This window comes from Dysgonomonas sp. HDW5B, assembly GCF_011299335.1.
In the GTDB taxonomy this organism is placed as follows: Bacteria; Bacteroidota; Bacteroidia; order Bacteroidales; family Dysgonomonadaceae; genus Dysgonomonas_A.
Map to the genome: position 1 here is coordinate 4,040,060 of NZ_CP049858.1, position 22,183 is coordinate 4,062,242.

Annotated in this window: 23 protein-coding genes and 2 tRNA genes; 18 read left to right on the forward strand and 7 right to left on the reverse strand. The window is 33.7% G+C overall.

Features of this window, described 5'->3' with window-relative positions; translation table 11 throughout:
- Positions 1 to 231 precede the first annotated feature (231 nt).
- Positions 232 to 1,878 carry a diphosphate--fructose-6-phosphate 1-phosphotransferase gene (locus G7051_RS16500; RefSeq protein ID WP_166202021.1) on the forward strand — a complete coding sequence of 549 codons (1,647 nt, stop codon included), beginning with the start codon at positions 232 to 234 and terminating at the stop codon, positions 1,876 to 1,878.
- Between the two features lie 97 nt (positions 1,879 to 1,975).
- Entirely contained in the window at positions 1,976 to 4,426 is a 2,451-nt protein-coding gene (locus tag G7051_RS16505) for a PQQ-binding-like beta-propeller repeat protein (protein WP_255493269.1), read from the forward strand.
- Between the two features lie 12 nt (positions 4,427 to 4,438).
- On the opposite strand, the gene dprA is transcribed toward G7051_RS16505, so the two are convergent.
- On the reverse strand, positions 4,439 to 5,554 hold the full coding sequence (dprA, locus tag G7051_RS16510; protein WP_166202023.1) for a DNA-processing protein DprA: 1,116 nt from the start codon (positions 5,552 to 5,554) through the stop codon (positions 4,439 to 4,441).
- Positions 5,555 to 5,643: 89 nt separating this feature from the next.
- Here dprA and G7051_RS16515 point away from each other — a divergent pair.
- Positions 5,644 to 5,716 (forward strand) — tRNA-Gly (locus G7051_RS16515).
- Positions 5,717 to 5,757: 41 nt separating this feature from the next.
- A tRNA-Leu gene (locus tag G7051_RS16520) sits at positions 5,758 to 5,841 on the forward strand.
- Positions 5,842 to 6,373: 532 nt separating this feature from the next.
- Here G7051_RS16520 and G7051_RS16525 read toward each other — a convergent pair.
- Both G7051_RS16525 and G7051_RS16530 read right to left on the reverse strand, forming a co-directional pair.
- Positions 6,374 to 6,598, reverse strand: a complete 225-nt coding sequence (locus tag G7051_RS16525) for a DUF4406 domain-containing protein (protein ID WP_255493271.1) — start codon at positions 6,596 to 6,598, stop codon at positions 6,374 to 6,376.
- A 1-nt stretch (position 6,599) separates the two neighbouring features.
- Positions 6,600 to 6,833: a hypothetical protein gene (locus G7051_RS16530; protein ID WP_166202025.1), complete on the reverse strand. Its 234-nt coding sequence runs from the start codon at positions 6,831 to 6,833 to the stop codon at positions 6,600 to 6,602.
- Positions 6,834 to 6,878: 45 nt separating this feature from the next.
- Between G7051_RS16530 and G7051_RS16535 the strand changes: the two genes are divergently transcribed.
- Complete coding sequence (locus G7051_RS16535) at positions 6,879 to 7,067, forward strand: hypothetical protein (RefSeq protein WP_166202027.1); 189 nt, start codon at positions 6,879 to 6,881, stop codon at positions 7,065 to 7,067.
- A 17-nt stretch (positions 7,068 to 7,084) separates the two neighbouring features.
- Here the strand turns inward: G7051_RS16535 and G7051_RS16540 are convergent, their stop codons facing one another.
- Positions 7,085 to 7,384 carry a hypothetical protein gene (locus tag G7051_RS16540; RefSeq protein WP_166202030.1) on the reverse strand — a complete coding sequence of 100 codons (300 nt, stop codon included), beginning with the start codon at positions 7,382 to 7,384 and terminating at the stop codon, positions 7,085 to 7,087.
- Positions 7,385 to 7,744: 360 nt separating this feature from the next.
- Between G7051_RS16540 and G7051_RS16545 the strand changes: the two genes are divergently transcribed.
- The gene (locus tag G7051_RS16545; protein ID WP_166117275.1) at positions 7,745 to 8,062 is read left to right on the forward strand and encodes a DUF3592 domain-containing protein; all 318 of its coding nucleotides are present in this window, start codon (positions 7,745 to 7,747) and stop codon (positions 8,060 to 8,062) included.
- A gap of 564 nt (positions 8,063 to 8,626) precedes the next feature.
- Here G7051_RS16545 and G7051_RS16550 read toward each other — a convergent pair.
- Positions 8,627 to 8,923 carry a hypothetical protein gene (locus G7051_RS16550; RefSeq protein WP_166202032.1) on the reverse strand — a complete coding sequence of 99 codons (297 nt, stop codon included), beginning with the start codon at positions 8,921 to 8,923 and terminating at the stop codon, positions 8,627 to 8,629.
- A gap of 354 nt (positions 8,924 to 9,277) precedes the next feature.
- Between G7051_RS16550 and G7051_RS16555 the strand changes: the two genes are divergently transcribed.
- The 6 genes from G7051_RS16555 to G7051_RS16580 all read left to right on the forward strand — a co-directional run bounded on the left by G7051_RS16555 (position 9,278) and on the right by G7051_RS16580 (position 13,590).
- Complete coding sequence (locus tag G7051_RS16555; protein ID WP_166117277.1) at positions 9,278 to 9,544, forward strand: hypothetical protein; 267 nt, start codon at positions 9,278 to 9,280, stop codon at positions 9,542 to 9,544.
- Positions 9,545 to 9,910: 366 nt separating this feature from the next.
- The gene (lipA, locus tag G7051_RS16560; protein WP_166202034.1) at positions 9,911 to 10,768 is read left to right on the forward strand and encodes a lipoyl synthase; all 858 of its coding nucleotides are present in this window, start codon (positions 9,911 to 9,913) and stop codon (positions 10,766 to 10,768) included.
- Between the two features lie 4 nt (positions 10,769 to 10,772).
- Entirely contained in the window at positions 10,773 to 11,444 is a 672-nt protein-coding gene (gene lipB / locus G7051_RS16565) for a lipoyl(octanoyl) transferase LipB (protein ID WP_166202036.1), read from the forward strand.
- 167 nt (positions 11,445 to 11,611) lie between these two features.
- Positions 11,612 to 12,394, forward strand: a complete 783-nt coding sequence (locus G7051_RS16570; RefSeq protein WP_166202038.1) for a carbonic anhydrase family protein — start codon at positions 11,612 to 11,614, stop codon at positions 12,392 to 12,394.
- 248 nt (positions 12,395 to 12,642) lie between these two features.
- On the forward strand, positions 12,643 to 12,864 hold the full coding sequence (locus G7051_RS16575; protein WP_166202040.1) for a hypothetical protein: 222 nt from the start codon (positions 12,643 to 12,645) through the stop codon (positions 12,862 to 12,864).
- Between the two features lie 312 nt (positions 12,865 to 13,176).
- A complete protein-coding gene (locus G7051_RS16580; protein WP_255493274.1) occupies positions 13,177 to 13,590 on the forward strand; it encodes an Hsp20/alpha crystallin family protein in 414 nt (137 codons plus the stop codon).
- Between the two features lie 79 nt (positions 13,591 to 13,669).
- Here the strand turns inward: G7051_RS16580 and G7051_RS16585 are convergent, their stop codons facing one another.
- Positions 13,670 to 14,404, reverse strand: coding sequence for an HAD family phosphatase (locus tag G7051_RS16585; RefSeq protein ID WP_166202045.1), 735 nt, complete (start codon positions 14,402 to 14,404; stop codon positions 13,670 to 13,672).
- A gap of 135 nt (positions 14,405 to 14,539) precedes the next feature.
- Here G7051_RS16585 and kdsA point away from each other — a divergent pair, with 135 nt between their 5' ends.
- The 6 genes from kdsA to G7051_RS16615 all read left to right on the forward strand — a co-directional run bounded on the left by kdsA (position 14,540) and on the right by G7051_RS16615 (position 19,745).
- Positions 14,540 to 15,337, forward strand: a complete 798-nt coding sequence (gene kdsA / locus G7051_RS16590) for a 3-deoxy-8-phosphooctulonate synthase (RefSeq protein ID WP_166117284.1) — start codon at positions 14,540 to 14,542, stop codon at positions 15,335 to 15,337.
- Complete coding sequence (locus G7051_RS16595) at positions 15,337 to 15,909, forward strand: Maf-like protein (RefSeq protein WP_370522945.1); 573 nt, start codon at positions 15,337 to 15,339, stop codon at positions 15,907 to 15,909. Before kdsA ends, G7051_RS16595 begins: the two co-directional genes overlap by 1 nt.
- A 28-nt stretch (positions 15,910 to 15,937) precedes the next feature.
- Positions 15,938 to 17,164, forward strand: a complete 1,227-nt coding sequence (locus G7051_RS16600) for a CinA family nicotinamide mononucleotide deamidase-related protein (protein WP_166202047.1) — start codon at positions 15,938 to 15,940, stop codon at positions 17,162 to 17,164.
- A gap of 80 nt (positions 17,165 to 17,244) precedes the next feature.
- On the forward strand, positions 17,245 to 17,826 hold the full coding sequence (locus G7051_RS16605; protein ID WP_166117287.1) for a hypothetical protein: 582 nt from the start codon (positions 17,245 to 17,247) through the stop codon (positions 17,824 to 17,826).
- A gap of 120 nt (positions 17,827 to 17,946) precedes the next feature.
- On the forward strand, positions 17,947 to 18,489 hold the full coding sequence (locus tag G7051_RS16610) for a glutathione peroxidase (RefSeq protein WP_166117288.1): 543 nt from the start codon (positions 17,947 to 17,949) through the stop codon (positions 18,487 to 18,489).
- Positions 18,490 to 18,617: 128 nt separating this feature from the next.
- On the forward strand, positions 18,618 to 19,745 hold the full coding sequence (locus G7051_RS16615; RefSeq protein WP_166202049.1) for an OmpA family protein: 1,128 nt from the start codon (positions 18,618 to 18,620) through the stop codon (positions 19,743 to 19,745).
- A 285-nt stretch (positions 19,746 to 20,030) separates the two neighbouring features.
- Here G7051_RS16615 and scpA read toward each other — a convergent pair whose 3' ends face one another.
- A complete protein-coding gene (scpA, locus tag G7051_RS16620) occupies positions 20,031 to 22,181 on the reverse strand; it encodes a methylmalonyl-CoA mutase (RefSeq protein WP_166117290.1) in 2,151 nt (716 codons plus the stop codon).
- Positions 22,182 to 22,183 lie beyond the last annotated feature (2 nt).

The window sequence follows — 22,183 nt, forward strand, 5'->3', positions numbered from 1 at the left end:
ATATATAGTTTGTATAAAGCCCAGATATAACTGCTATTTATCACAGGGAAATGAAGCAATACATAATTCGCATTACTTATTATTTTATAATTCAAAAAAAATAGCGAAATTTGTACATGATGGTATTCACCATATTTTAGATTGTTTTTCTAAAATATATGATATACTATCTGCTCAGAAGGTAAAAAAGTAAGAGAATTAATCCAATTTAAATAAACAAATAAAAACAAGATGACTAAAAGTGCATTACAAGTAGCCAGAGCTGCTTATAAGCCTAAAATGCCTAAAGCATTACATGGTACTGTAAAAATCGAAGAAGGTGCAGCAACTCAATCAGTAGCAGATCAGGAAGCTGTAGCAAAGCTATTCCCTAACACTTATGGTATGCCTATCGTTAAGTTTGTTGAAACAACGGACAAGATTGACTACCCTGTTGCTAATGTTGGTGTTATTCTTTCCGGAGGTCAAGCTCCTGGTGGACATAATGTTATAGCCGGTATTTTTGATGGTATCAAAAATCTAAATAAAGACAATAAAGTTTATGGTTTCCTTATGGGACCCGGTGGTCTTATTGATCATAAATACCAAGAATTAACTGCTGAAATTATCGATGAATATCGTAATACAGGTGGTTTTGATATTATTGGCTCGGGTCGTACTAAATTAGAAACTACAGAACAATTTGATAAGGGTCTTGAAATTCTAAAGAAATTGAATATCAAAGCTCTTGTTATTATTGGTGGAGATGATTCTAATACAAATGCTTGCGTTTTAGCTGAATATTACAAAGCGATAAATGCAGGTGTGCAAGTTATTGGTTGCCCTAAAACAATTGACGGTGACCTTAAAAACGAAATGATTGAAACATCTTTCGGTTTCGATACTGCTTGTAAAGTATACTCAGAAGTAATCGGAAATATTCAACGTGACTGTAATTCGGCTCGTAAATACTGGCACTTCATCAAATTAATGGGTCGTTCGGCTTCTCATATTGCTCTTGAATGTGCTTTACAGGTACAACCTAACTTTTGTATTATTTCAGAAGAGGTAGAAGCTAAAAAACAATCTCTTGACGATATCGTAAATGAAATAGCAACTGCCGTAGCTAAACGTGCAGCTAAAGGAGATAACTTCGGAACAGTTCTTATACCTGAAGGATTAATCGAATTTATTCCGGCTATTAAAGCACTTATTTCTGAATTGAATGACTATTTGGCACATCACCAAGCTGAATTTGATGCTGTTGCAAAAGATGAACAACGTCAATTTATAATCAGCAAGCTTTCACCTGATAACTCAGCTGTGTATGCAAGCCTTCCTGAAGGTGTAGCTCGCCAATTAACTCTTGACCGCGACCCACACGGAAATGTTCAAGTATCATTAATCGAAACTGAAAAACTTTTGGCTGAAATGGTTGGTAACCGCTTAGCTGAGTGGAAAAAAGCAGGTAAATATGATGGTAAATTCTCTCCACAAGTTCACTTCTTTGGATACGAAGGTCGTTGTGCTGCTCCATCGAACTACGATGCTGACTATTGCTATTCATTAGGATATACTGCTTCAGCTCTTATCGGTGCAGGTAAAACAGGTTATATGTCTTCTGTTCGCAATACAACAGCTCCGGCAGACCAATGGATTGCAGGAGGTGTACCAGTTACAATGATGATGAACATGGAACGTCGTCATGGCGAAATGAAGCCTGTTATACAAAAAGCATTAGTAAAATTAGATGGTGCTCCATTTAAGTTCTTTGCTGCTAATCGCGAGAATTGGGCAATCAATACAGAATATGTATATCCAGGTCCTATCCAATATTTTGGACCAACAGAAGTTTGTGATCAAACAACTGTCACACTTAAGTTAGAACAAGGTAAATAATCTTTATTTACTTTTCCTAATAAGAAAGACTGTCTGTGATGGCAGTCTTTCTCTTTTTAAGATTAACCACTTTTAGCCTTTCGAATATTAACCAATCATGAAAACGTACATACTATCACTTCTCATTCTCATTAGTATACCTGTATCTTCGACATATAGAGGAACCGTTTATCAAACAAATCAAAATGATTCCGTTCCTATTGAAGGAGTTATAGTAACAGATGGTAAAAATGTTACAAAAACAGATAAAAATGGCGAATTTTCATTACCGGGATTTGAGAAAACACGATTTATTACAATTACCACTCCTTCAGGATATACGACAAATAACTTTTATATTCCTATAAAAAGTGGAAATGAATCATATATTTTTTATTTGGAAAAAAGTGATAAAACAAAAAATAGAACACATTCATTTATACAAATTACAGATACAGAAGTTCATAATGGCTTAGGTATCTGGACTACTTATCTTCGTGATTACATAAAGAACGAACAACCTGCATTTCTTATTCATACAGGAGATATATGCTATGAATACGGGATGAAGATCCATGCAAAAGCTATTAATTCTCAAACTATGGGTATACCGGTTTACTACGGAATAGGTAACCATGATTTAGTAAAAGGCCCTTATGCTGAAAGATTATATGAATCTTTATATGGTCCTACATGGTACTCTTTTAATATAGGTAACACACATTATGTAATGACTCCGATGGCTAATGGTGATTATAAACCTAGTTATACAAGGGAGGATGTTTATCACTGGTTGAAAAATGATTTGTCAATGATGGAGGAAGGGCAATCACTAGTCATCTTTAACCATGACATCCTGACTCTTAGTGATGATTTTATATTCGGTATCAATGATAAAGAGTTCATTAACCTGAGAGATTATAATATAAAAGCCCAGATATATGGACATATGCACTACAACTATGTTAGAAATCAAGGAGGCGTCTATACAGTATGTACAAGTACTATAGACAAAGGTGGAATAGATCATTCTACATCGGCTTTTCGCATTCTTGATGTTGCAGTAAATGACAGTGTCTCCTCACGTTTGCGATATGCTTATATATCGCCTCAGGCAGCTATAACATCGCCTTTAGAGGGGCAATACTCTCCCACTCTATCAAATGGAGAAATACCTATCTCGATAAACACATACAACTCTATTTCAGAAACCAAAAATGTAGAATATATTCTGACCGATATAGAAAGCAATACTAGAATAATAAGAGGATATATTAAACAACCTAAAACAGATTGGAATTGGTATGATGAGATAACTATTCCCATTCGTTATTCTAATAAAAAGATAAGAATAGAAGCAATAGTTACTTTTAATAATGAACAAAGAATTACGACTTCAAATATGTTCCATTATCGTAAGAATTTTAAACCTTCTATAAAATTAGGCGAAAACTGGAATACTTTATTGCAAAATGCACAACATACCGGTGATACTGCAGCAAAGATTAATACTCCTTTACAACTGGCATGGGTCAATAATGTAAATGCAAATATCTATATGACCTCTCCTCTTATAGCTGATGGTAAAATATTTATTGCTTCTACTGATGATAATATCATGAATAAATCATCGATAACAGCTTTTGATATTCAATCAGGAAAATTGCTTTGGAAATATAAAACGCTAAATTCTATCAAGAATACAATTGCCTATCATAATAATATTGTTGTAGCACAAGACGCTGAATGTAATTTGTATGCTATTAATGCTAATTCGGGAGAATTGCTATGGCAACACAAAATAGGTCTAACAGGATTTCCTTATTTATCAGAAGGATTAACTATTAATAATAATATTGTATATGCAGGAACGGGTAAGGGATTAGCCGCTTATAATATAGATGATGGTCAGATTATTTGGAAAAATAAAGGTTGGGATCAATATGAAGGTGCAACAACAACACCGACGATCGCCAATAATATACTGGTGTGTGGTGCACAATGGGGAGGTTTATTTGCGAATAATGCAATTACAGGAGATTTTTTATGGAAACTCTCTGATAATGGAATTAGTGACAGAGGATCATCTCCCGTTTATCAAGACGGAAAGTTATATTTAATCTCTAGAAAAAGCTTATTTATGATTGAGCCTACTAACGGGACTATATTAAAAACCACGGAATTTCCATTTGACGTAGATGTAACTTCGACACCATTAATTACAGCTAACGAGATTATCTTTGGATCTGCAACAAGAGGATTAATCGCTTTAGATAAACAGTCTTTGAAAATAAAATGGAATATACAAACTAATACATCACTAGTTTTTACAACACCTTACTCTATGCCTCCATCTGCAACTGTAGAAACCAGTCCGATTCTCTCTCAAAACACAGTGTACCTAGGAGCATCTGATGGATATTTATATGCTGTTAATCTCAATACAGGAATCATCGAGCAAAAAATAAACTTAGGAGCTCCAATATTCAATAGCCCTGCTATATCAGGTAATACATTGGTTATTGCAGACTACAGTGGAAATGTCTACACTTTTGTTTCTAAAAATTAACAATAAATATCGTTATAATAATTGATATGAACCTCCGGGTATTGTTCTTACAATACCCTTCATTTCCATATTTAGTAAAGTCGGAAGTAAATTTGAGACAGGAATTCCTATCTGGTTTGCAATTAAGTTTATATGCAGGGATTCTATTGCAGCCAACAAGTCATACACAGCTTGTTCATCCGTAGATAGGTCTAAAAACAATTGACGTTGCTTGGGTTTATTTAATTGCTTGTTTACATCCCATTGCATATGTTTTATAAAACTTTCGGCAGATTGCAATAAGATGGCTTTATTATCTTCTATCAACATATTACAGCCAACCGATTCTTTATCTGTTACACGTCCGGGTAAAGCAAATACATCTTTATTATATGAATTAGCAAGTTCAGCGGTTATTAAAGAACCTCCTTTAATATCTGATTGTACTACTATTGTAGCATCTGCCATACCTGCCACAATTCGGTTACGACGGACAAAGTTAAACTTATCGGGTTCTGTTCCACTTGAGAATTCAGTAAGTAAACCTCCATTTTCTAACATTTCGACTGCTGTCTTTCTATGAGTCAATGGATATATCCGATCTAAACCATGTGCTAGAACTCCAATTGTTGGTAAATTATATTTTAAAGCAGCTTTATGAGCTTGAATATCTATTCCATAAGCTAAACCACTAACCACCAAAATATCAGGATAAGCCGAAGCTATTTCCGATAAGAAGTTATCACAAAAATCATTTCCATAGTTAGTTGATTTACGGGTACCAACAATACTTATAACTTTCGATACATTTAAATCGGCTTCCCCCTTATAATAAAGCAAAATGGGGGCATCTATACATTCTTTTAAGCGATAACAATAATCTTCATCCAAATAAAAAAATGTTCTAATATTATTCTTTTGTACAAAGGATAATTCTTTCTCAGCTTTATCCAATACCTTCGTATCTAAGATGGCATCAGCCAAATAAGTGGATATTCCTTTTACTGTAATGAGAGATTTTTTACTTGATTTAAATATTTCCTCGGCATCTCCTATTGTATCTAATAGATTACGTGCCAATATATCGCCAACTCCTTCTATTTGGGTTAGTGCAATTTGATATAATAGTTTTGTTAAATTATTGTCCATGTCTGTTTAAAATAAGAACAAAGATATTGAATTCTTTTGTAGAAAAATTTTGCTAAAACAAAAAATGAGTATATATTTGCATCCGTATTGCGAAAGTAGCTCAGTTGGTAGAGCACGACCTTGCCAAGGTCGGGGTCGCGGGTTCGAATCCCGTCTTTCGCTCAAATGTGGCTAGTGTCACATTTTTTTTTCTTGAAACTTTTGCACACGTGGTGGAATTGGTAGACACGCTACTTTGAGGTGGTAGTTTCTGTAAGGATGTGCAAGTTCGAGTCTTGTCGTGTGTACTAAGGAGTTAGAGTGATCTATCTCCTTTTTTATTTAAGGCTTGGTATTAATTTTTAAACAAAAAAAGGATGCTTATTAGGCTCCCTTTCATGTTTTTAATTGATATTTTTATTAAATAGTGTCAGATCTAGCTGTTTGAAAATAAAAAAGGACAACGTATTGTTGTCCCTGATAATCTAGAACTCAATCAAATTTATTTCTTTTTCGGTTTATCTATTTTTTTCATTTCCTTAAATCCGGCTTTCAACTCTTTCTTTAAATCTGGAATATCTTTTTCTTGCTTTAGATTTTCGGGAGCCTTTCCTGAATTCTCTATAACAATCTTTCGGACTTCCTTACCTACATTATAATGCGTTTGCGTTCATCGCAATAATATAGCATGCAAACCGAGTTAATTTAAAATCGGGGGAAACTTGACCTTTCAGTGCACGCTCAATGTATATAATATTTTCATAATGATTTATCCCTAGAGATAGAAATGTCAAAAATTAAGTATTTTAATTCCTAAAGATTTAGCTAACTCAAATTCTATTATAGCTCTTTTAGAATGCTCCCAACCCCACATAGGTAGATAGCATCACAATCAAGTAATAGCTTTAAATCTGCCCTCATGTGTTCATTCCAAGTAGAATCTTTAGGTACTCCATTGTTAAGAGGGTTAACCGTTTGGTAACCGAGCAACTGCAGTTTTTCTTCTGCCTTATTAAACTTTCTCTCAACCTCGTTATAAGGGAGTCCTGATATGTATACTTTCATGTTATTCTTCTTTTACAAAAATGTTTCTTACACATGATAATTGAAATCCAAGACTAATCTTTGCATTAGGTCGGGATGATGTCAATTCTTCATCGTCAGAATCTCGTAGTATACCGAAATATTTAGCTCCGCTATGAATTATGATGCATATTTCTTTTCCTATATCTTCTTCATGGCCTAACAACGCTAACCTTTCCGCTTCCCTCTCAATGAGAGCTTTTATTTCTTCGTTCATAATATTTAGTTTTATTATATTTGTGAATACTTTTTTAATCAAATAATGAAAAAACATTTAGGGAATTTTATTCTAGGAATAGCATTCTTGTTTGTATTACTCGCGGCCATTAAATACCCACGTCGTGTATTCAGGCACCCAGAGAGAGTTAAGAATTATCCTATTGCTATTGGCTCTGGAATTATAGGGATTGGTTTAATGATTGTAGGGTATAAGCTGAAAGATGAAGATTAATAAGCCTTACCATGTTTTTATAGGGTCTGCTTTGGTTTATCAATTAGTTTATAATCATACACCCAAACAAAGGGGTTACTATCCCAAGTTCCTTTGCCGTTGATTTTATCTATTAGTGCTGCATAGGCTTTAATTGGGGTAGTTCCCAATTCATCAAAGAATAAACCTTTTTGTAAACCATATACAAAACATTGCATTCCACCATAATCACAGTCTGTTATTCCCTCTCTAAAGCAATCTTCGTCGGTTATATCCTGTAACCTTTCAGCACGAACACCTGTAATCTTAGTAAAATGACGTGCTGCAGATGCAGACATAAATAGTTTGTTTCTCCAAGTCAGTTCTAATGCTTGTATATCTATACCTGGTAAGTTGAATTTGTATGCAATGCTCCCATCATTTAGAATATGATAGGGTTCCTTTAGATAGAGAATATCATCAACTTTGTATTTAGGCTTAATCTCTTTTGCTTTTTTCCCATTTGAAGCATATAAAGAATGCTATCGAAGAAAACCCTTTATAGCAGAGAATCCTTTCGTTATATGTAGAGGACATTAAAATTGAATCTTGTTTTAACAATTTATAGTAAATGGATCACAGCTTTCTTTACTTCCTATTGCAAACAATCTTATTTTATCCATAATTATGCTATTTTTGATGTTAAATACTAAATGATAATGCTAGACAATCACCCTAGAATCAGAACTTTTATTTTTATATTCCTTACATTATGTTTATTATTAACGGCTTTAATAACATCAAAAGACTACTATGATTTGTATCGAAATGGTGTGAAAATAAAAGCCTACATCACAGGTCATGATAACTCGATAAAAATGCCTTATACCAGATATGAATACAATTGGGATGGGTTGACCTATTATGGATCAAGCACTTTCTTAAGTGGTACTAATGTCGGTGATAGTATTGAGATAGTTGTAAATCCGAATAATCCAAATATTCGTGAGATAAAAAAGGTGTTAATAGGGTATTAAAAAAGCAACTATTGATTAGCTGCTTAAAAGAGGTTAGTATTATAGATTGCCTTTCTTTAAATTGTTTTATTTCCAGAGTTACTTCTCCTGAAAATTTTCAATGGTTGACGAACCTATATTTTTTAGCATGAACTTTAGATTTTCATTACAAACGAGTAGTTCATTTCTATTATAATCGGTCATTAAAAAACTAAATATAAGAATCATATATACACTATCTTTTCAAAATAAACTCTAATACATCTAAAACAATGTACGATGTCACGTATTTATAGTCAATTAAAGATCGTGCTTCACTTTCTAGTATGTTCCTATATTCACTTATATATTTAGTCATTGGTATTCCCAAAACTTCTAATTCATTCATACAGTTGTAATCCAAATAGCGAAGAGACAATATTCGCAATAATAAGGCTTCAAGGTTAACCTCATAGCTTATCTTTTCAAAGATATCATTGGTATATCTTTTACTTGAAAATTCAATAACGATAGCTTCTAACCGAGAATCCATAATATAAAATACGAACTAATAGACTCCATTAAAACAACATACGAAAGCCTCTTTTATTTAAGACAGACATCTTCAATCAAACTTGATAATAAAACTTTTTCACTGCATTCACCTTTTAAATAATTAATAGCATGGTATGCAATAGACTGTCCTTGTATAGATTTTAATTTTCCGGCCCCCGATTTCACAAAATCAGTATCCCTTGCTTTCAATATCTCCAATGCTTTTATATATCCTTCTTTAGCATCCACATTAACGAATCGATTCATAGCCTTATTACCCATGTATTTATTGATAATAGCTATCATCTCTTCAACCATACTATCTGATGGCATTAAATTAATTGACATATTTGTTCTTTATTACTGTTTATAAGATGGCTTGTAAGAATAGCACATACATAGTTTAAAGTTAGTCTTATTAATCAGATTGAGCTATTTAATGACTCTTAAAATTCGAAAAAGAGAATCTATCAAAAGAAATAGGCAAGCAATTGAACTTTTAGATGTAACCTTTTCACAATTTAGGACAAATACAAACTGACAAAATTAGAATTACAATATTACTGTCTCTAATAAAAATAGAGACAAACTATATATTATATTTGTATATTAATCTATCTTTTTATATAACATAGACTTATCTATTAGATAAGATAAGATAAGACAATCAATAATAATATAAATCTTTAATATTTAGCTGAAATGGAAAATCTAGAATTAAGAAACGAAACAGGTGTAGCACCGGTAATGAGTGTTAAGGATTGGGCAATATCTATTATAATTACAATGATACCTTTAGCAGGGCTCATTATGTTATGTATTTGGGCTTTTGGCAATAAGGAGATAAACGAAAATAAAAAAAATTGGGCAAAAGCTCTTGTATTTATCCAAATTGCAACAATAATTATTGTAGGTATAATTTATGCTATAATAATAGCTGCATTTTTAGCTGTATACCAAACTAGATAGTAGAATATAATATTAAGATATGAAGCCTAGATTAAGTATTAATCACCCAATCAGGTAGATATATAAATACAAATTTTATATCAAAAAAGCTTATCAAACATATCTATTTCTATATAGAAACAATTCATAAAACTTTATCTAAGAGTTATACGTTTACACTATGTGTTTTTCATAGTATTAGATTTAAGGTTAATAATGAAGAATGGTTGTCGGGATGACAATCATTTCTTTTTATATACTGCTTCTAAATAAAAGCTATCTAATAAATAGAGATGACGCACTAAATATTTTAAATTCGAGATCGGGATTCATTAATAGTTTCCCATTATATTTATATATAGTACTTTAAATTAAGATTAAAAATACATGGAAAGAGTAAAAAAACCAGAATGGTTAAAAATTAAACTTGGCGGAGGCAAAGAATATTCTTATACTCAGAAATTAATTCATGACAATAGCCTAAATACGATATGTGTAAGTGGAAAATGTCCCAATTTAGGACATTGTTGGAGTATGAAGACTGCAACTTTCATGATACTGGGAGATATATGTACACGTTCTTGTAAATTTTGTGCCACTAAGTCAGGAAAACCATTACCATTAGATGAATCCGAGATTGCTAAAGTTGCAGATAGTATTCAGAAAATGGAATTGAGATATTGTGTGATAACATCTGTGGATAGAGATGATTTACCCGATCAAGGAGCCAATTATTGGGCAAGAGTAATTACTGAAGTAAAAAAACAAAACCCAAATACTAAACTTGAAGTATTAATACCTGACTTTGACGCTAAAACAGAATTACTAGATATAGTATTCGAAGCAAAACCTGATATATTGAGCCATAATATGGAAACTGTAAAAAGATTAACATCTAGGATTCGTAGCCGGGCGCGTTATGACAGGAGTTTAGAAGTACAGAAATATGCAGCGAGTAAAGGCTTCTTCACCAAATCGGGAATTATGCTTGGATTAGGGGAAACTGAAGAAGAAGTTATCGAGTTAATGCATGATCTACGTGGAGTAGGATGTCAATTACTTACCATAGGTCAATATTTACAACCCACATTGAAACATATTCCGGTAAAAGAATACATTCACCCCGATCAGTTTGCAAAATACAAAACTTTAGGTCTCGAACTTGGTTTTAAATTTGTAGAAAGCGGACCGCTTGTTAGATCATCCTATATGGCAGAAACTACGTTCAATCAAATTATTCAATAATAGAATGAAATTTACAGATTGGGGAATTATTGATTATAAAGAAGCATGGGATAAGCAAAATGAAATTTTCACTCAACTAATTAGGGCTAAAAGTACAGCCGACTATTTGAGTAAAATAGATCAATTACAACAGATCATATTTTGTGAACATCCTCATGTCTATACATTAGGGCGTAATGGCAATGTAAGCAATATGCTTATTCAAGAAGACAGACTAAAATCATTAAATGCAACATATTATAAAACAGACAGAGGAGGTGATATTACCTATCATGGCTTCGGACAAATAGTAGTATATCCTATTGTCGATTTAGATGCCTTACATATATCCTTAAGACAATATGTATGCAATTTAGAAGAAGCTGTAATAAGAACACTAATGCATTACAATTTAAAAACCGAACGTGCAGAAGGAGCAACAGGTGTCTGGTTCGATTATAATACTCCTTCTGCCAGAAAAATATGTGCAATTGGAGTAAGGGCCTCTCATTATGTAACCATGCATGGTCTTGCCTTTAACATTTCAACGGATTTATCCTATTACAACTACATAAATCCATGTGGATTTATAGATAAAGGTGTTACTTCTTTAGAAAAAGAATTAGGTAAATCGGTTAATATGGAAGAAGTTAAAGTTATTCTAAGATCAGAACTAGACAAATTGTTACAGTTCTAAATAGATTACCTTAAAATGATTAGATATAATTTATTCTATTATATAATTTAATAGGTTATTATATCTAATCTCAACATAAATAATTAAAGGTTAGCTAATACTTGAAAACTATTTTATGAGATAGTTGTTAAACTATATGTATTTAACTATATAAACTTTGATTATTTATGAAAAAGAAAGCTTTATTAGGATTACTATCCTTATGTTTAGTATTGGTAGCATCAACTTCTTGTAAAGAGAAAGCTAAAGTTGAAGATAAATCGACTGTAGCGGCTACCGAGGGAACCGTACAAATACCTGAAGCGGAAGTATTAACCAGTACTGTATTAACAGCCGCTGAACAGGCAGCTCTAAAACCTGCAGATGTATTTACTCTTCTTAAAGAAGGTAATAAAGAGTTTGTTGAAGATAACCTTACAGTACGTAATAACTCTCAACGTGTTAGAGATGCTGCAACAGCTCAATTTCCTATGGCTACTGTTCTATCTTGTTTAGATTCGCGTGTACCGGTTGAAGATATTTTCCACAGAGGTATCGGAGATCTTTTTGTTGCTCGTATTGCTGGTAATATCGTTAACGAAGATATACTTGGTAGTTTCGAATTTGCAACTAAAGTATCGGGAGCAAAAGTTATCGTTGTATTAGGTCACGAATATTGTGGAGCTATTATGTCTGCAATCGATGACGTAAAACTTGGTAATATTACTGCTTTATTAGCGAAAATACAACCTGCTGTAGCTGCAGCTGGAAAAACATTCGAAGGAGAGAAAACTGCTGCAAACCCTGCATTCGTAGAAGCTGTTTGTGACCACAATGTTGAAATAGCTATTGAGCAACTTCGTACAAAAAGTCCTATTTTGAAAGAATTAGAAGACAAAGGCGAATTATTAATCGTTGGTGGTGTATATGATATGAAAACAGGAAAGGTAAATTTCTTTGAAAAGAAATAACAAAAAAAGACCTCCTTTTTGATACATCTAAAACTCAACACATTGCATATTTTTTATAATATTAAGGCTGTGAAAACAAACATAAACAACACATAATAAGCAAGTTGAAAGACTAAAGCATCACTTAACAATCATTACACTTAGAGTCATTTTATTTAAACCAAATTAACGGTAAAAATCTCTAAAACTAGTATATATTTGATGCGTGTTTAACAAGTATGTTTCACTTATTTAATAGTAAAAAAATTATGAAAAAAGTAGTTCTTTCATGCGTTATGATGATCGCTCTTATGGCATCTGTTAGTGTTATGGCTCAAGATTCAAAAAAAGCTGCTGCTCCTGTAAAAACGGAAACTAAAGCAACAACAGCTACTACTAAGCCTGAGTCTAAAAAGGATTCGAAAAAGTGTAATACTAAGAAATCTGAAGCTAAAACAGAGAAGAAAAGCACTTCAAGCGTGAAGAAATAATTTTTACAGTATTTATAAAAGAAGATCGATACAGATTGTATCGATCTTCTTCTTTTTTAATAATATACTCAAAATTAAAAAATGACATTTTGGCTTTAAACATGACAAAATGACTACACTCTTAAAATCAGTATCACTTAACACAGCAAACACATAATCTACTGATAATATTATAGATACAGTTCTAAAACATAAAAATTCAATCAAAATCGATATTACATAGAAACAAAATTGCACATTCTTTGCTTTTTTAGCTATGAAAACTATGTAGAACTTAAATAATAGGAGGATTTTGAAATGAATAACAGATTAATGAAATTCGACTCTAGAAAAAGTTTTTTACCATCAATTTTAAATGATGATTTTTTCACAAACTTTTTTGAAGGCAATAGCTTGCCCGCTGCTAATATTGTAGAAAATAAAGATGAATTTAGAGTAGAATTATCGGTACCCGGATTCAACAAAGATGAATTCAACATTGAAGTAGAAAAGAATGTCTTAATTATCTCAGCAAAGCAAGAAAGTAAAAAAGAAGAGAAAGACAAAGAAGAAAGACTTATTCGCGAAGAGTTCAGATCGTCTTCTTTTTCTAGAAGTTTTGTCTTACCCGATAGCGTTGATATGGAAAAAATATCTGCTCAGTATAACGATGGAGTTTTAAAATTATCAATTCCAAAACTAAATAAAGCTCCAGAAGATAGAATTAAAAGAATCGAAATTAAATAAAAGTAATTTCACTAAAAAAAGCCGACTCATAAGAGTTGGCTTTTTTAGTAAAATCAAAAATATAATTTAGTTCAATTGATCAATTGATGCCCAGTTCTATGCAATAGTTTGGCCAATTATCAAATAATGCTTTCATCGAAGGTAATACGATGTTAGCTCCAGCATCCCACAATACCTGTTCATCCAATGGACCTGTATTTATAGCAATCGTAAAAATTCCGGCAGCAACAGCAGACTCAACTCCCATGGGGGCATTCTCTACCACAATAGCCTGATGAGGAATCAACTTATTCCCTTTTTCCAATCCCATAAGATAAGGTTCTGGATGTGGCTTTCCATGCTTCACATCAAAAGCGGTAACCATTTTATCCTTTTGAAATATGTTGGGGAAATTTTCGTCTAATTTACCTAATAAAGAAGGTTGCCCTGACCCTGTAACCAGAATACATTCCAAACCTTTATTCTTTACAGCTTGAAGCATATCATAAGCATAACTTATTGTATCTCCATCATTATAAAGTGTAAACAACTCTGATTTTCTTTTATAAATGCGCTGCTTTTCATCCTCTGTAGCCTTTCGTCCATGCATTCTTTCAATCAAAAGATTAATAGTATTTCCTCCCGTACGCCCTTCGTGTAGGTAGAACTCTTCAGGTGTTGCGTTAATTCCCTCTTCTGTCATTGTCTGATACCATGACTTCGAGTGATACTTCATTGAATCATAAAGAACTCCGTCCATATCGAAAAGGACAGCTTTAATATCAAAATTACTATAATTATGTTTCTCCAGATATTCTTGAAATTTACTAGTCATTTTTCTTTTTTTTACAAAGGTACGGCTTTTATACACGCAATACAATTTCCAGTATTTTGATATAAGCCTCTCTGCTTTCAGTACATTTTTTGTAACTTGCAGAACTTTTAGAGTAACATAAAAAATAATTACGAAATGAATATATCTGAACTAAAAAGTGATAACTTTTTCCTTCTTGCAGGTCCATGTGTCATTGAAGGAGAAGAAATGGCATTAAGCATTGCCGAAAAGATACTGAATATCACAACAAAATTAAATATACCTTATGTATTTAAGGGATCTTATCGCAAAGCAAATCGTTCGAGAGTTGATTCTTTTACCGGAATTGGAGACGAAAAAGCATTGAAAATATTAAGAAAAGTACGTGAAACATTTGGTGTACCTGTAGTTACCGATATACACGAAACACATGAAGCGGCAATAGCGGCAGAATATGTAGATGTACTGCAAATACCTGCTTTCTTATGTCGTCAAACTGATTTGCTGATTGCAGCTGCAGAAACAGGCAAAATGGTTAATATCAAAAAAGGGCAGTTTTTAGCTCCCGGTGCAATGAAATTTGCTGCTCAGAAAATTATTGATTCCGGTAATAATAACGTTACACTAACCGAGCGAGGCGTTTCATATGGTTATGGGGATTTAGTAGTTGACTTCAGAGGAATTCCCGAAATGCAAGAATTTGGATTTCCGGTTGTTCTTGACGCAACACACTGCTTACAGAAACCGAATCAAGCTTCGGGTGTAACAGGTGGTCAACCTCAATTAATAGAGACCATGTGCAAAGCTGCTATTGCGGTCGGCGTTGATGGCCTATTTATAGAAACACACCCTAACACCGCAGAAGCTAAGTCAGATGGAGCGAATATGCTTCCTTTAGATCAATTGGAAGGGTTGCTTACTAAACTTGTAAGAATAAGAGAAGCAATCAGATAATGAAACTTAATTATCAAATAATTCTAGCCTCTAATTCACCCCGCAGAAAGGAATTGTTATCTGGTCTCGATTTAGAGTACGAGGTCATGGTTTTACCCAATATTGATGAATCATACCCTTTAGATATACAAAAAGAAGAGGTAGCACTGTATATTGCGAAAAAGAAAGCCCAAGCCTATACAGACCGATTAACTGATAATAAATTAGTTATAACAGCTGATACAGTAGTCATTATTGATGACAAAATATTAGGCAAACCTATAGACGTAGCTGATGCAAAACAAATGCTCCGAGAATTATCAGGCAAAACTCATCAGGTAATAACCGGCGTTTGTCTTACAACGAGTAATAAACAAAAGTCCTTCAGTGTAATTTCGGATGTCAGATTCTCGAATCTCGATGATTCCGAAATTGAGTACTATGTATCTAAATATAAGCCATTAGATAAAGCAGGAGCTTACGGAATACAAGAATGGATTGGATATATAGGAGTAGAATACATCAGCGGTTCTTACTTTAATGTAATGGGATTGCCTATACAAAAACTTTATCAAGAACTAAAAAAATTCTAAGCATACAATCATTTTTCACATATCATAAATGAAAACAGCAATAATTACTATTGGTGATGAAATTCTCATTGGTCAGATAGTTGATACAAACTCTGCATGGATGTCTAAAAAGCTCACAGAAGCAGGTTATGAAGTAGAAGAAAAAATTTCTATTGGAGATAATGCTCAGCAAATTAAAGATACCATCAAAGATGCTTTTGAACGAGTAGATGTTATACTTACAACGGGCGGTATTGGTCCAACTAAAGATGATATAACAAAGAAAACTCTTTGTGAATACTTTGGAACTGAACTGGTCTTTGACGAATCTGTTCTTGCAAATATCAATCATGTAATCTCGAATTTTACGACTCTCAACCCATTGACTCGAGATCAGGCCTATGTACCTAAGGATTGTACTGTAATCCAGAACAAAGTGGGTACTGCACCTATCACATGGTTCGAAAAGGGAGAGAAAGTATTAGTCTCAATGCCGGGAGTTCCCTATGAGATGAAATACAATATGGAAAATGAAATTATCCCTCGTCTACAAACTAAATACAATGCTGAAGCCTACGTTTCGCAAGTATTGCTTGTCGGAGGATATACCGAATCAAATTTAGCCATACATTTAACAGACTTCGAAAATAATCTTCCAGAAGGATTCGGGTTAGCATATCTCCCCTCCCCTCGTTTAATGAAATTAAGACTCTTTGTAAAAGGAGAACAACGTACCAGAGAACTAGAGAATGAAGTTCTGAAACTTAAAACTCTTTTAGGTGATGCCATCCTGGCAGAAAAAGATATTCCTCTTGAAAAAATATTAGGCGAACGCTTATCAGAAAAAAATCTAACTCTCGGAACCGCAGAGAGCTGTACAGGTGGTTATATAGCTCATCTGATTACCACTATTCCGGGGTCTTCAACTTATTTTAAAGGAAGTATAGTTTCTTATTCAAATGAAATCAAATGCAACGTTTTAAATGTTTCCGAGTCTAACCTTATTGAATATGGAGCCGTAAGCGAGTCAGTTGTCTTAGAAATGGCTAAAGGTGCTCAAAAGACTTTAAATGTCGATTGTGTAATTGCTGTTTCTGGAATAGCAGGACCGGATGGCGGTAGTGATGACAAACCCGTGGGAACTGTATGGATTGCTACGGCAATTAAAGATAAAATAGAAGCAAAAAGATATCAATTTGGAAAATACCGCGAAGCTAACATCATAGGAGCCTCTAACACAGGACTTTTACAATTATTACGAATGATAAAAGATTAAAACCTCTTTGATAAGAAAAATAATATTATACTTTTGTGCCTTACTAAAATTAACTAACATTTTTAATTTATTTATAATTTATGAAAGCAATCAGCAAAATTTTCGGACTAATGCTTACTATAGCAGTCGCTTTTAGTTCATGTAGCAGTGATGATGACGGCCCTAAGCCAACTGAAAAATCAGGAGAATTTACTTATACATATTTAATTCCGATTGAAGGCATAGCGAACTCACAACAGAAACCCGAGAAAGTAACACTTAAATTAGATCAACTTTTAGGAGATCATACTAAGAATTTTTTATCTGGAGAGTTTCAAAGAGGCAAATGCTCTATTGAGATAAACGGTTTAAGTGGAGTCTCATCAACCGCAACACTAAAAGATTTTACAATAACGATAGGAAACAGAGGATCTATTAATCTTGGCAATTGTAACCCTACTGGAAGCGGTGCAAATAGTTTCCAATCAGATTATGTACATAATTCAGACAAATACACAGATATAGCTAAATATGTTTTTGATGACATGGTAAGTAAACAACGCAGCTCAAATGTTGGAATATCTTTTACACCTACAGAAACAATTATAGCTAAAAACAATAACGTTTTTCTGAAAATTACAGTTACTGGATTAATGAAATATAATGTATACGAAAACCAATAACCCCAGGTTATAAGTATCTAGATATTAAAGAGAGAATTATATAATTCTCTCTTTTTTCACATAAATAAGAACTAAAAACCATTTTACATTGTTATATAAAAAAGATAAACAAATACTATTATGCATAAGATAATATTCACCGTACTGATGACTCTTATTATAAATTCAACTATGGCACAACAAAAATCACTTTACGATTTTAAGGTAAAAGATATTGATGAACAAGAATTTGATATGTCTTCTTTAAAAGGAAAGAAAGTATTAGTTGTAAATGTGGCATCTAAATGTGGTTTAACTCCACAGTATGAGCTATTAGAAGAATTATATCAAAAATATAAGGATCAGAATTTTATCATTATTGGTTTCCCTTCTAATGATTTTAAAGGACAAGAACCAGGTACTAATAAAGAAATAAAGGAATTCTGTACTCTCAATTATGGGGTGACCTTTCCTATAATGGATAAAGTAACTGTTATTGGTGAAAACAAAGATCCAATTTACAAATGGCTAACTGAAAAATCCGAAAACTCTAAATTTGACGCTGAAGTTCAATGGAATTTCCAGAAATTTATGATTGATGAAAATGGTCAGCTTGTCGATTTTGTTCTACCTAAAGAAAGCCCACTATCGGAAAAAATAATTACTTGGATCGAAAAAAAGTAATCTTAACAAGACTACAAGATAAAATATAACTTAAAAAGTTTCGATAATTTAACTTAAAATCGTAACATTGCAGTGTAGAATAGAACATTCTATTCTGTATTAATGTAAACTTAATAGAAATTACAAATATGAAAAAGATTATTTTAGTAGCAGCAACAGCTTTGCTGTCTATATCAGGTTTTGCACAAGAAAAAGCAATTAAGAATTATGGTTTTTGGGATAATTGGTTTATCCAAGGCCAAGTCGGAGTTTCTCATACATTCAGTGAAAACTACCAAAGAACAGACCTTACTAACTTATTAAGTCCACATGTAGCTATATCTGCAGGTAAATACTTCTCTCCCGTTGCCGGAGCACGTTTACAAGTAGGAGGCTGGGAAGCTAAGAGTTTCCTTTTAAGCGACAGAAGAACCTATAAATACAATTATATCCAAACAAATCTTGATGGTCTTTTAAATTTGACCAATCTCTTTACACCTTATCAAGGTGATAAAATGTTTAATCTATATGGTATTATGGGGGTTGGATATGTTCATAATTTTGGAGATTCGGAAGTGGGTGTAGGAACTCAAAACTCAATCATTCCACGTGTAGGACTTCAAGCTGACTTCCGTTTAAACGATGATCTAAGTATCAACTTAGAAACTGTAGGAAATCTTATGGCTGATCAATTTAACGGAGTTGTTGGTGGAAGAAAGAATGATGCCACATTAAACGTATTGGTAGGTCTTACATATCGCTTCAACAAAGGTGGATTTGCACTTGTAGATGTTGCTGATCCTGCACAAATTCAATCTTTGAATGATCAAATAAATGCTCAAAGATCTCAATTAAGAGACAAAGATAGAGATATTCAAAAATATCAAGCAGAAATTTCTCGCCTTGCAGCTCAGCCTACTGTTGTAGAAGAAGTTGTAGGTGAAACAGAAGTATTGATGAATGCAGTAGTAGTATTCCGTTTGGGAAGTGCTAAACTAGAGCAAAATCAAGATATCAATATTTACAATGCAGCTAAATATCTACAAGAAAATCCTAATGTAAAAATCACTGTTACAGGATATGCAGATAAAGCAACTGGTACACCTGCAATTAATCAAAGATTGTCAGAACAACGTGCACAAGCAGTAGCTGATATACTTATCAATAAATATGGTATTGCTTCAGACCGTATCAATGTACAAGCTAGTGGAGATAGAGAACAACCATTCCAAATTGATGCTTGGAACCGTGTAGTAATCTTTACTGCAAACAATTAATAATATCTATCCAGAATATAAAAAAGGAGTTGCTTTAAATAGCAACTCCTTTTTAGTTTAAACGATTTAAGAACTAATTAGATAAGGTCTCAAAATAACACAGAGGATCGACTTTAAGACTTTCTTATTATATTACCCATAACACCTTCATAAGACGATTATTACTCTTGTTACCTTTTGTAGCCTGCTTAAAATATTCTGTGTTCATATAGTAGATAAAAAAAAAGTCGCTCTCAATAAAGAGAGCGACTTTTAATATTATCTAATGGTTATAAGATTATAAGCTTAGTCTGCTAATAAGATTTCCATCATTTGAACTGCAGCTTTAGCTACAGATGTTCCAGGACCAAAGATAGCAGCTACACCAGCTTTATAAAGGAAATCATAATCTTGAGCAGGAATAACTCCACCTGCAATAACAATGATATCCTCACGACCTAATTTCTTAAGCTCTTCCATTACCTGAGGTATAAGAGTCTTATGACCTGCTGCAAGAGAAGATACTCCAAGAACGTTTACATCGTTTTCTACAGCTTGACGGGCAGCTTCTTCGGGTGTTTGGAACAATGGTCCCATATCCACGTCAAAACCACAGTCGGCATAACCAGTTGCAACAACTTTCGCTCCACGGTCGTGACCGTCTTGTCCCATTTTTGCAATCATGATACGAGGCTGACGACCTTCTTTCTTCGCAAATTTTTCTACTAGTTCACAAGCTTCTTGGAACGTTGGATCTTTTTTAGTTTCTGATGAATACACGCCTGATATAGTTCTAATTATAGCTTTATAACGACCTACTACTTCTTCACAAGCATCCGAAATCTCACCCAATGTTGCACGAAGACGAGCAGCTTCGACTGCCAATTCTAACAAGTTACCTTTTTGAGTTTTCACACATTCGGTAATTGCAGCAAGAGCTTTTGCAACAGCAGCATTGTCACGTTTTGATTTCAATTCGTTCAAACGCTCAATTTGTTGACGGCGTACTTCTGTATTATCAACATCAAGGATATCAATAGGATCTTCTTTCTCCAGACGATATTTATTTACCCCAATGATAGTTTGTTGTTGTGAGTCAATTTTAGCCTGAGTACGTGCAGCAGCTTCTTCGATACGCATCTTTGGAAGACCTGTTTCGATAGCTTTAGCCATACCACCTAATTTTTCAACTTCTTGAATCAGATCCCATGCTTTGTGAACTAATTCATTCGTTAAAGTCTCAACATAATAAGAACCTCCCCATGGGTCGATTTCTTTACAAATTTGAGTTTCTTCTTGTATGTATATCTGAGTATTACGAGCAATACGGGCAGAGAAGTCTGTAGGCAACGCAATAGCCTCATCCAAAGCATTTGTGTGAAGAGATTGTGTGTGACCTAGTGCCGCAGCCATAGCCTCGATACAAGTACGACCAATATTATTAAATGGATCTTGCTCAGTTAGTGACCAACCCGAAGTTTGAGAGTGAGTACGAAGTGCTAATGATTTTGGATTTTTAGCTCCAAAACTCTTCACAATCTTAGCCCACAACAAACGACCTGCACGCATCTTGGCAATTTCCATGAAGTGATTCATACCTATTGCCCAAAAGAATGATAAACGAGGCGCAAAAGCATCCACATCTATACCCGCATTGATACCTGCACGAAGATATTCCATACCATCAGCCAATGTATAAGCTAATTCGATATCAGCGGTAGCACCTGCTTCTTGCATGTGATATCCGGAAATAGATATAGAATTAAACTTAGGCATCTTTTGAGATGTATATTCAAAAATATCAGCGATAATCTTCATTGAGAATGCAGGTGGGTAAATATATGTATTACGCACCATGAATTCTTTCAAAATATCATTCTGAATAGTACCTGCCATTTCTTCCAGCTTAGCACCTTGCTCTAATCCTGCATTGATATAAAATGCCAAAATAGGAAGAACAGCACCGTTCATAGTCATAGATACTGACATTTGATTCAATGGAATACCATCGAACAAAACTTTCATATCTTCAACTGAACAGATCGAAACCCCTGCTTTACCAACGTCACCCACTACGCGACCATGATCAGCATCATATCCACGGTGAGTAGCCAAGTCAAAAGCAACAGACAAACCTTTTTGCCCAGAAGCTAAATTACGGCGATAGAAAGCATTTGATTCGCTCGCTGTAGAGAAACCTGCATACTGACGGATAGTCCAGGGACGCATTGCATACATACCCGAATATGGTCCGCGAACGAATGGAGGTAAACCTGAAGCATAATTCAAGTGTTCCATTCCTTCCAGGTCTTCTTTTGTATAAACCGGTTTTACAGGAATAAGCTCCGGAGTAATCCAGTCAGCTTCGGCATTCCTATTAGTTGCAGCCCATTCTGCAGCATCAGTTGCTGCAAAACCTGCATTCTTAATATCTATATTCTTAAAATTTGGTTTCATTA

Excerpts from the sequence above, each read along its gene's own strand:
- scpA (WP_166117290.1), bottom strand. The coding sequence starts at position 22,181 with ATGAAACCAAATTTTAAGAATATAGATATTAAGAATGCAGGTTTTGCA.
- G7051_RS16555 (WP_166117277.1), top strand. The coding sequence starts at position 9,278 with ATGGAAAATCTAGAATTAAGAAACGAAACAGGTGTAGCACCGGTAATG.
- G7051_RS16585 (WP_166202045.1), bottom strand. The coding sequence starts at position 14,404 with ATGACTAGTAAATTTCAAGAATATCTGGAGAAACATAATTATAGTAAT.
- G7051_RS16610 (WP_166117288.1), top strand. The coding sequence starts at position 17,947 with ATGCATAAGATAATATTCACCGTACTGATGACTCTTATTATAAATTCA.
- G7051_RS16545 (WP_166117275.1), top strand. The coding sequence starts at position 7,745 with ATGCTAGACAATCACCCTAGAATCAGAACTTTTATTTTTATATTCCTT.
- G7051_RS16595 (WP_370522945.1), top strand. The coding sequence starts at position 15,337 with ATGAAACTTAATTATCAAATAATTCTAGCCTCTAATTCACCCCGCAGA.
- G7051_RS16525 (WP_255493271.1), bottom strand. The coding sequence starts at position 6,598 with ATGAAAGTATACATATCAGGACTCCCTTATAACGAGGTTGAGAGAAAG.
- G7051_RS16580 (WP_255493274.1), top strand. The coding sequence starts at position 13,177 with ATGAAATTCGACTCTAGAAAAAGTTTTTTACCATCAATTTTAAATGAT.
- dprA (WP_166202023.1), bottom strand. The coding sequence starts at position 5,554 with ATGGACAATAATTTAACAAAACTATTATATCAAATTGCACTAACCCAA.
- G7051_RS16505 (WP_255493269.1), top strand. The coding sequence starts at position 1,976 with ATGAAAACGTACATACTATCACTTCTCATTCTCATTAGTATACCTGTA.
- G7051_RS16535 (WP_166202027.1), top strand. The coding sequence starts at position 6,879 with ATGAAAAAACATTTAGGGAATTTTATTCTAGGAATAGCATTCTTGTTT.
- lipB (WP_166202036.1), top strand. The coding sequence starts at position 10,773 with ATGAAATTTACAGATTGGGGAATTATTGATTATAAAGAAGCATGGGAT.
- G7051_RS16605 (WP_166117287.1), top strand. The coding sequence starts at position 17,245 with ATGAAAGCAATCAGCAAAATTTTCGGACTAATGCTTACTATAGCAGTC.
- lipA (WP_166202034.1), top strand. The coding sequence starts at position 9,911 with ATGGAAAGAGTAAAAAAACCAGAATGGTTAAAAATTAAACTTGGCGGA.
- G7051_RS16600 (WP_166202047.1), top strand. The coding sequence starts at position 15,938 with ATGAAAACAGCAATAATTACTATTGGTGATGAAATTCTCATTGGTCAG.
- G7051_RS16530 (WP_166202025.1), bottom strand. The coding sequence starts at position 6,833 with ATGAACGAAGAAATAAAAGCTCTCATTGAGAGGGAAGCGGAAAGGTTA.
- G7051_RS16575 (WP_166202040.1), top strand. The coding sequence starts at position 12,643 with ATGAAAAAAGTAGTTCTTTCATGCGTTATGATGATCGCTCTTATGGCA.
- G7051_RS16570 (WP_166202038.1), top strand. The coding sequence starts at position 11,612 with ATGAAAAAGAAAGCTTTATTAGGATTACTATCCTTATGTTTAGTATTG.
- G7051_RS16615 (WP_166202049.1), top strand. The coding sequence starts at position 18,618 with ATGAAAAAGATTATTTTAGTAGCAGCAACAGCTTTGCTGTCTATATCA.
- G7051_RS16540 (WP_166202030.1), bottom strand. The coding sequence starts at position 7,384 with ATGTCTGCATCTGCAGCACGTCATTTTACTAAGATTACAGGTGTTCGT.
- G7051_RS16550 (WP_166202032.1), bottom strand. The coding sequence starts at position 8,923 with ATGTCAATTAATTTAATGCCATCAGATAGTATGGTTGAAGAGATGATA.
- G7051_RS16500 (WP_166202021.1), top strand. The coding sequence starts at position 232 with ATGACTAAAAGTGCATTACAAGTAGCCAGAGCTGCTTATAAGCCTAAA.
- kdsA (WP_166117284.1), top strand. The coding sequence starts at position 14,540 with ATGAATATATCTGAACTAAAAAGTGATAACTTTTTCCTTCTTGCAGGT.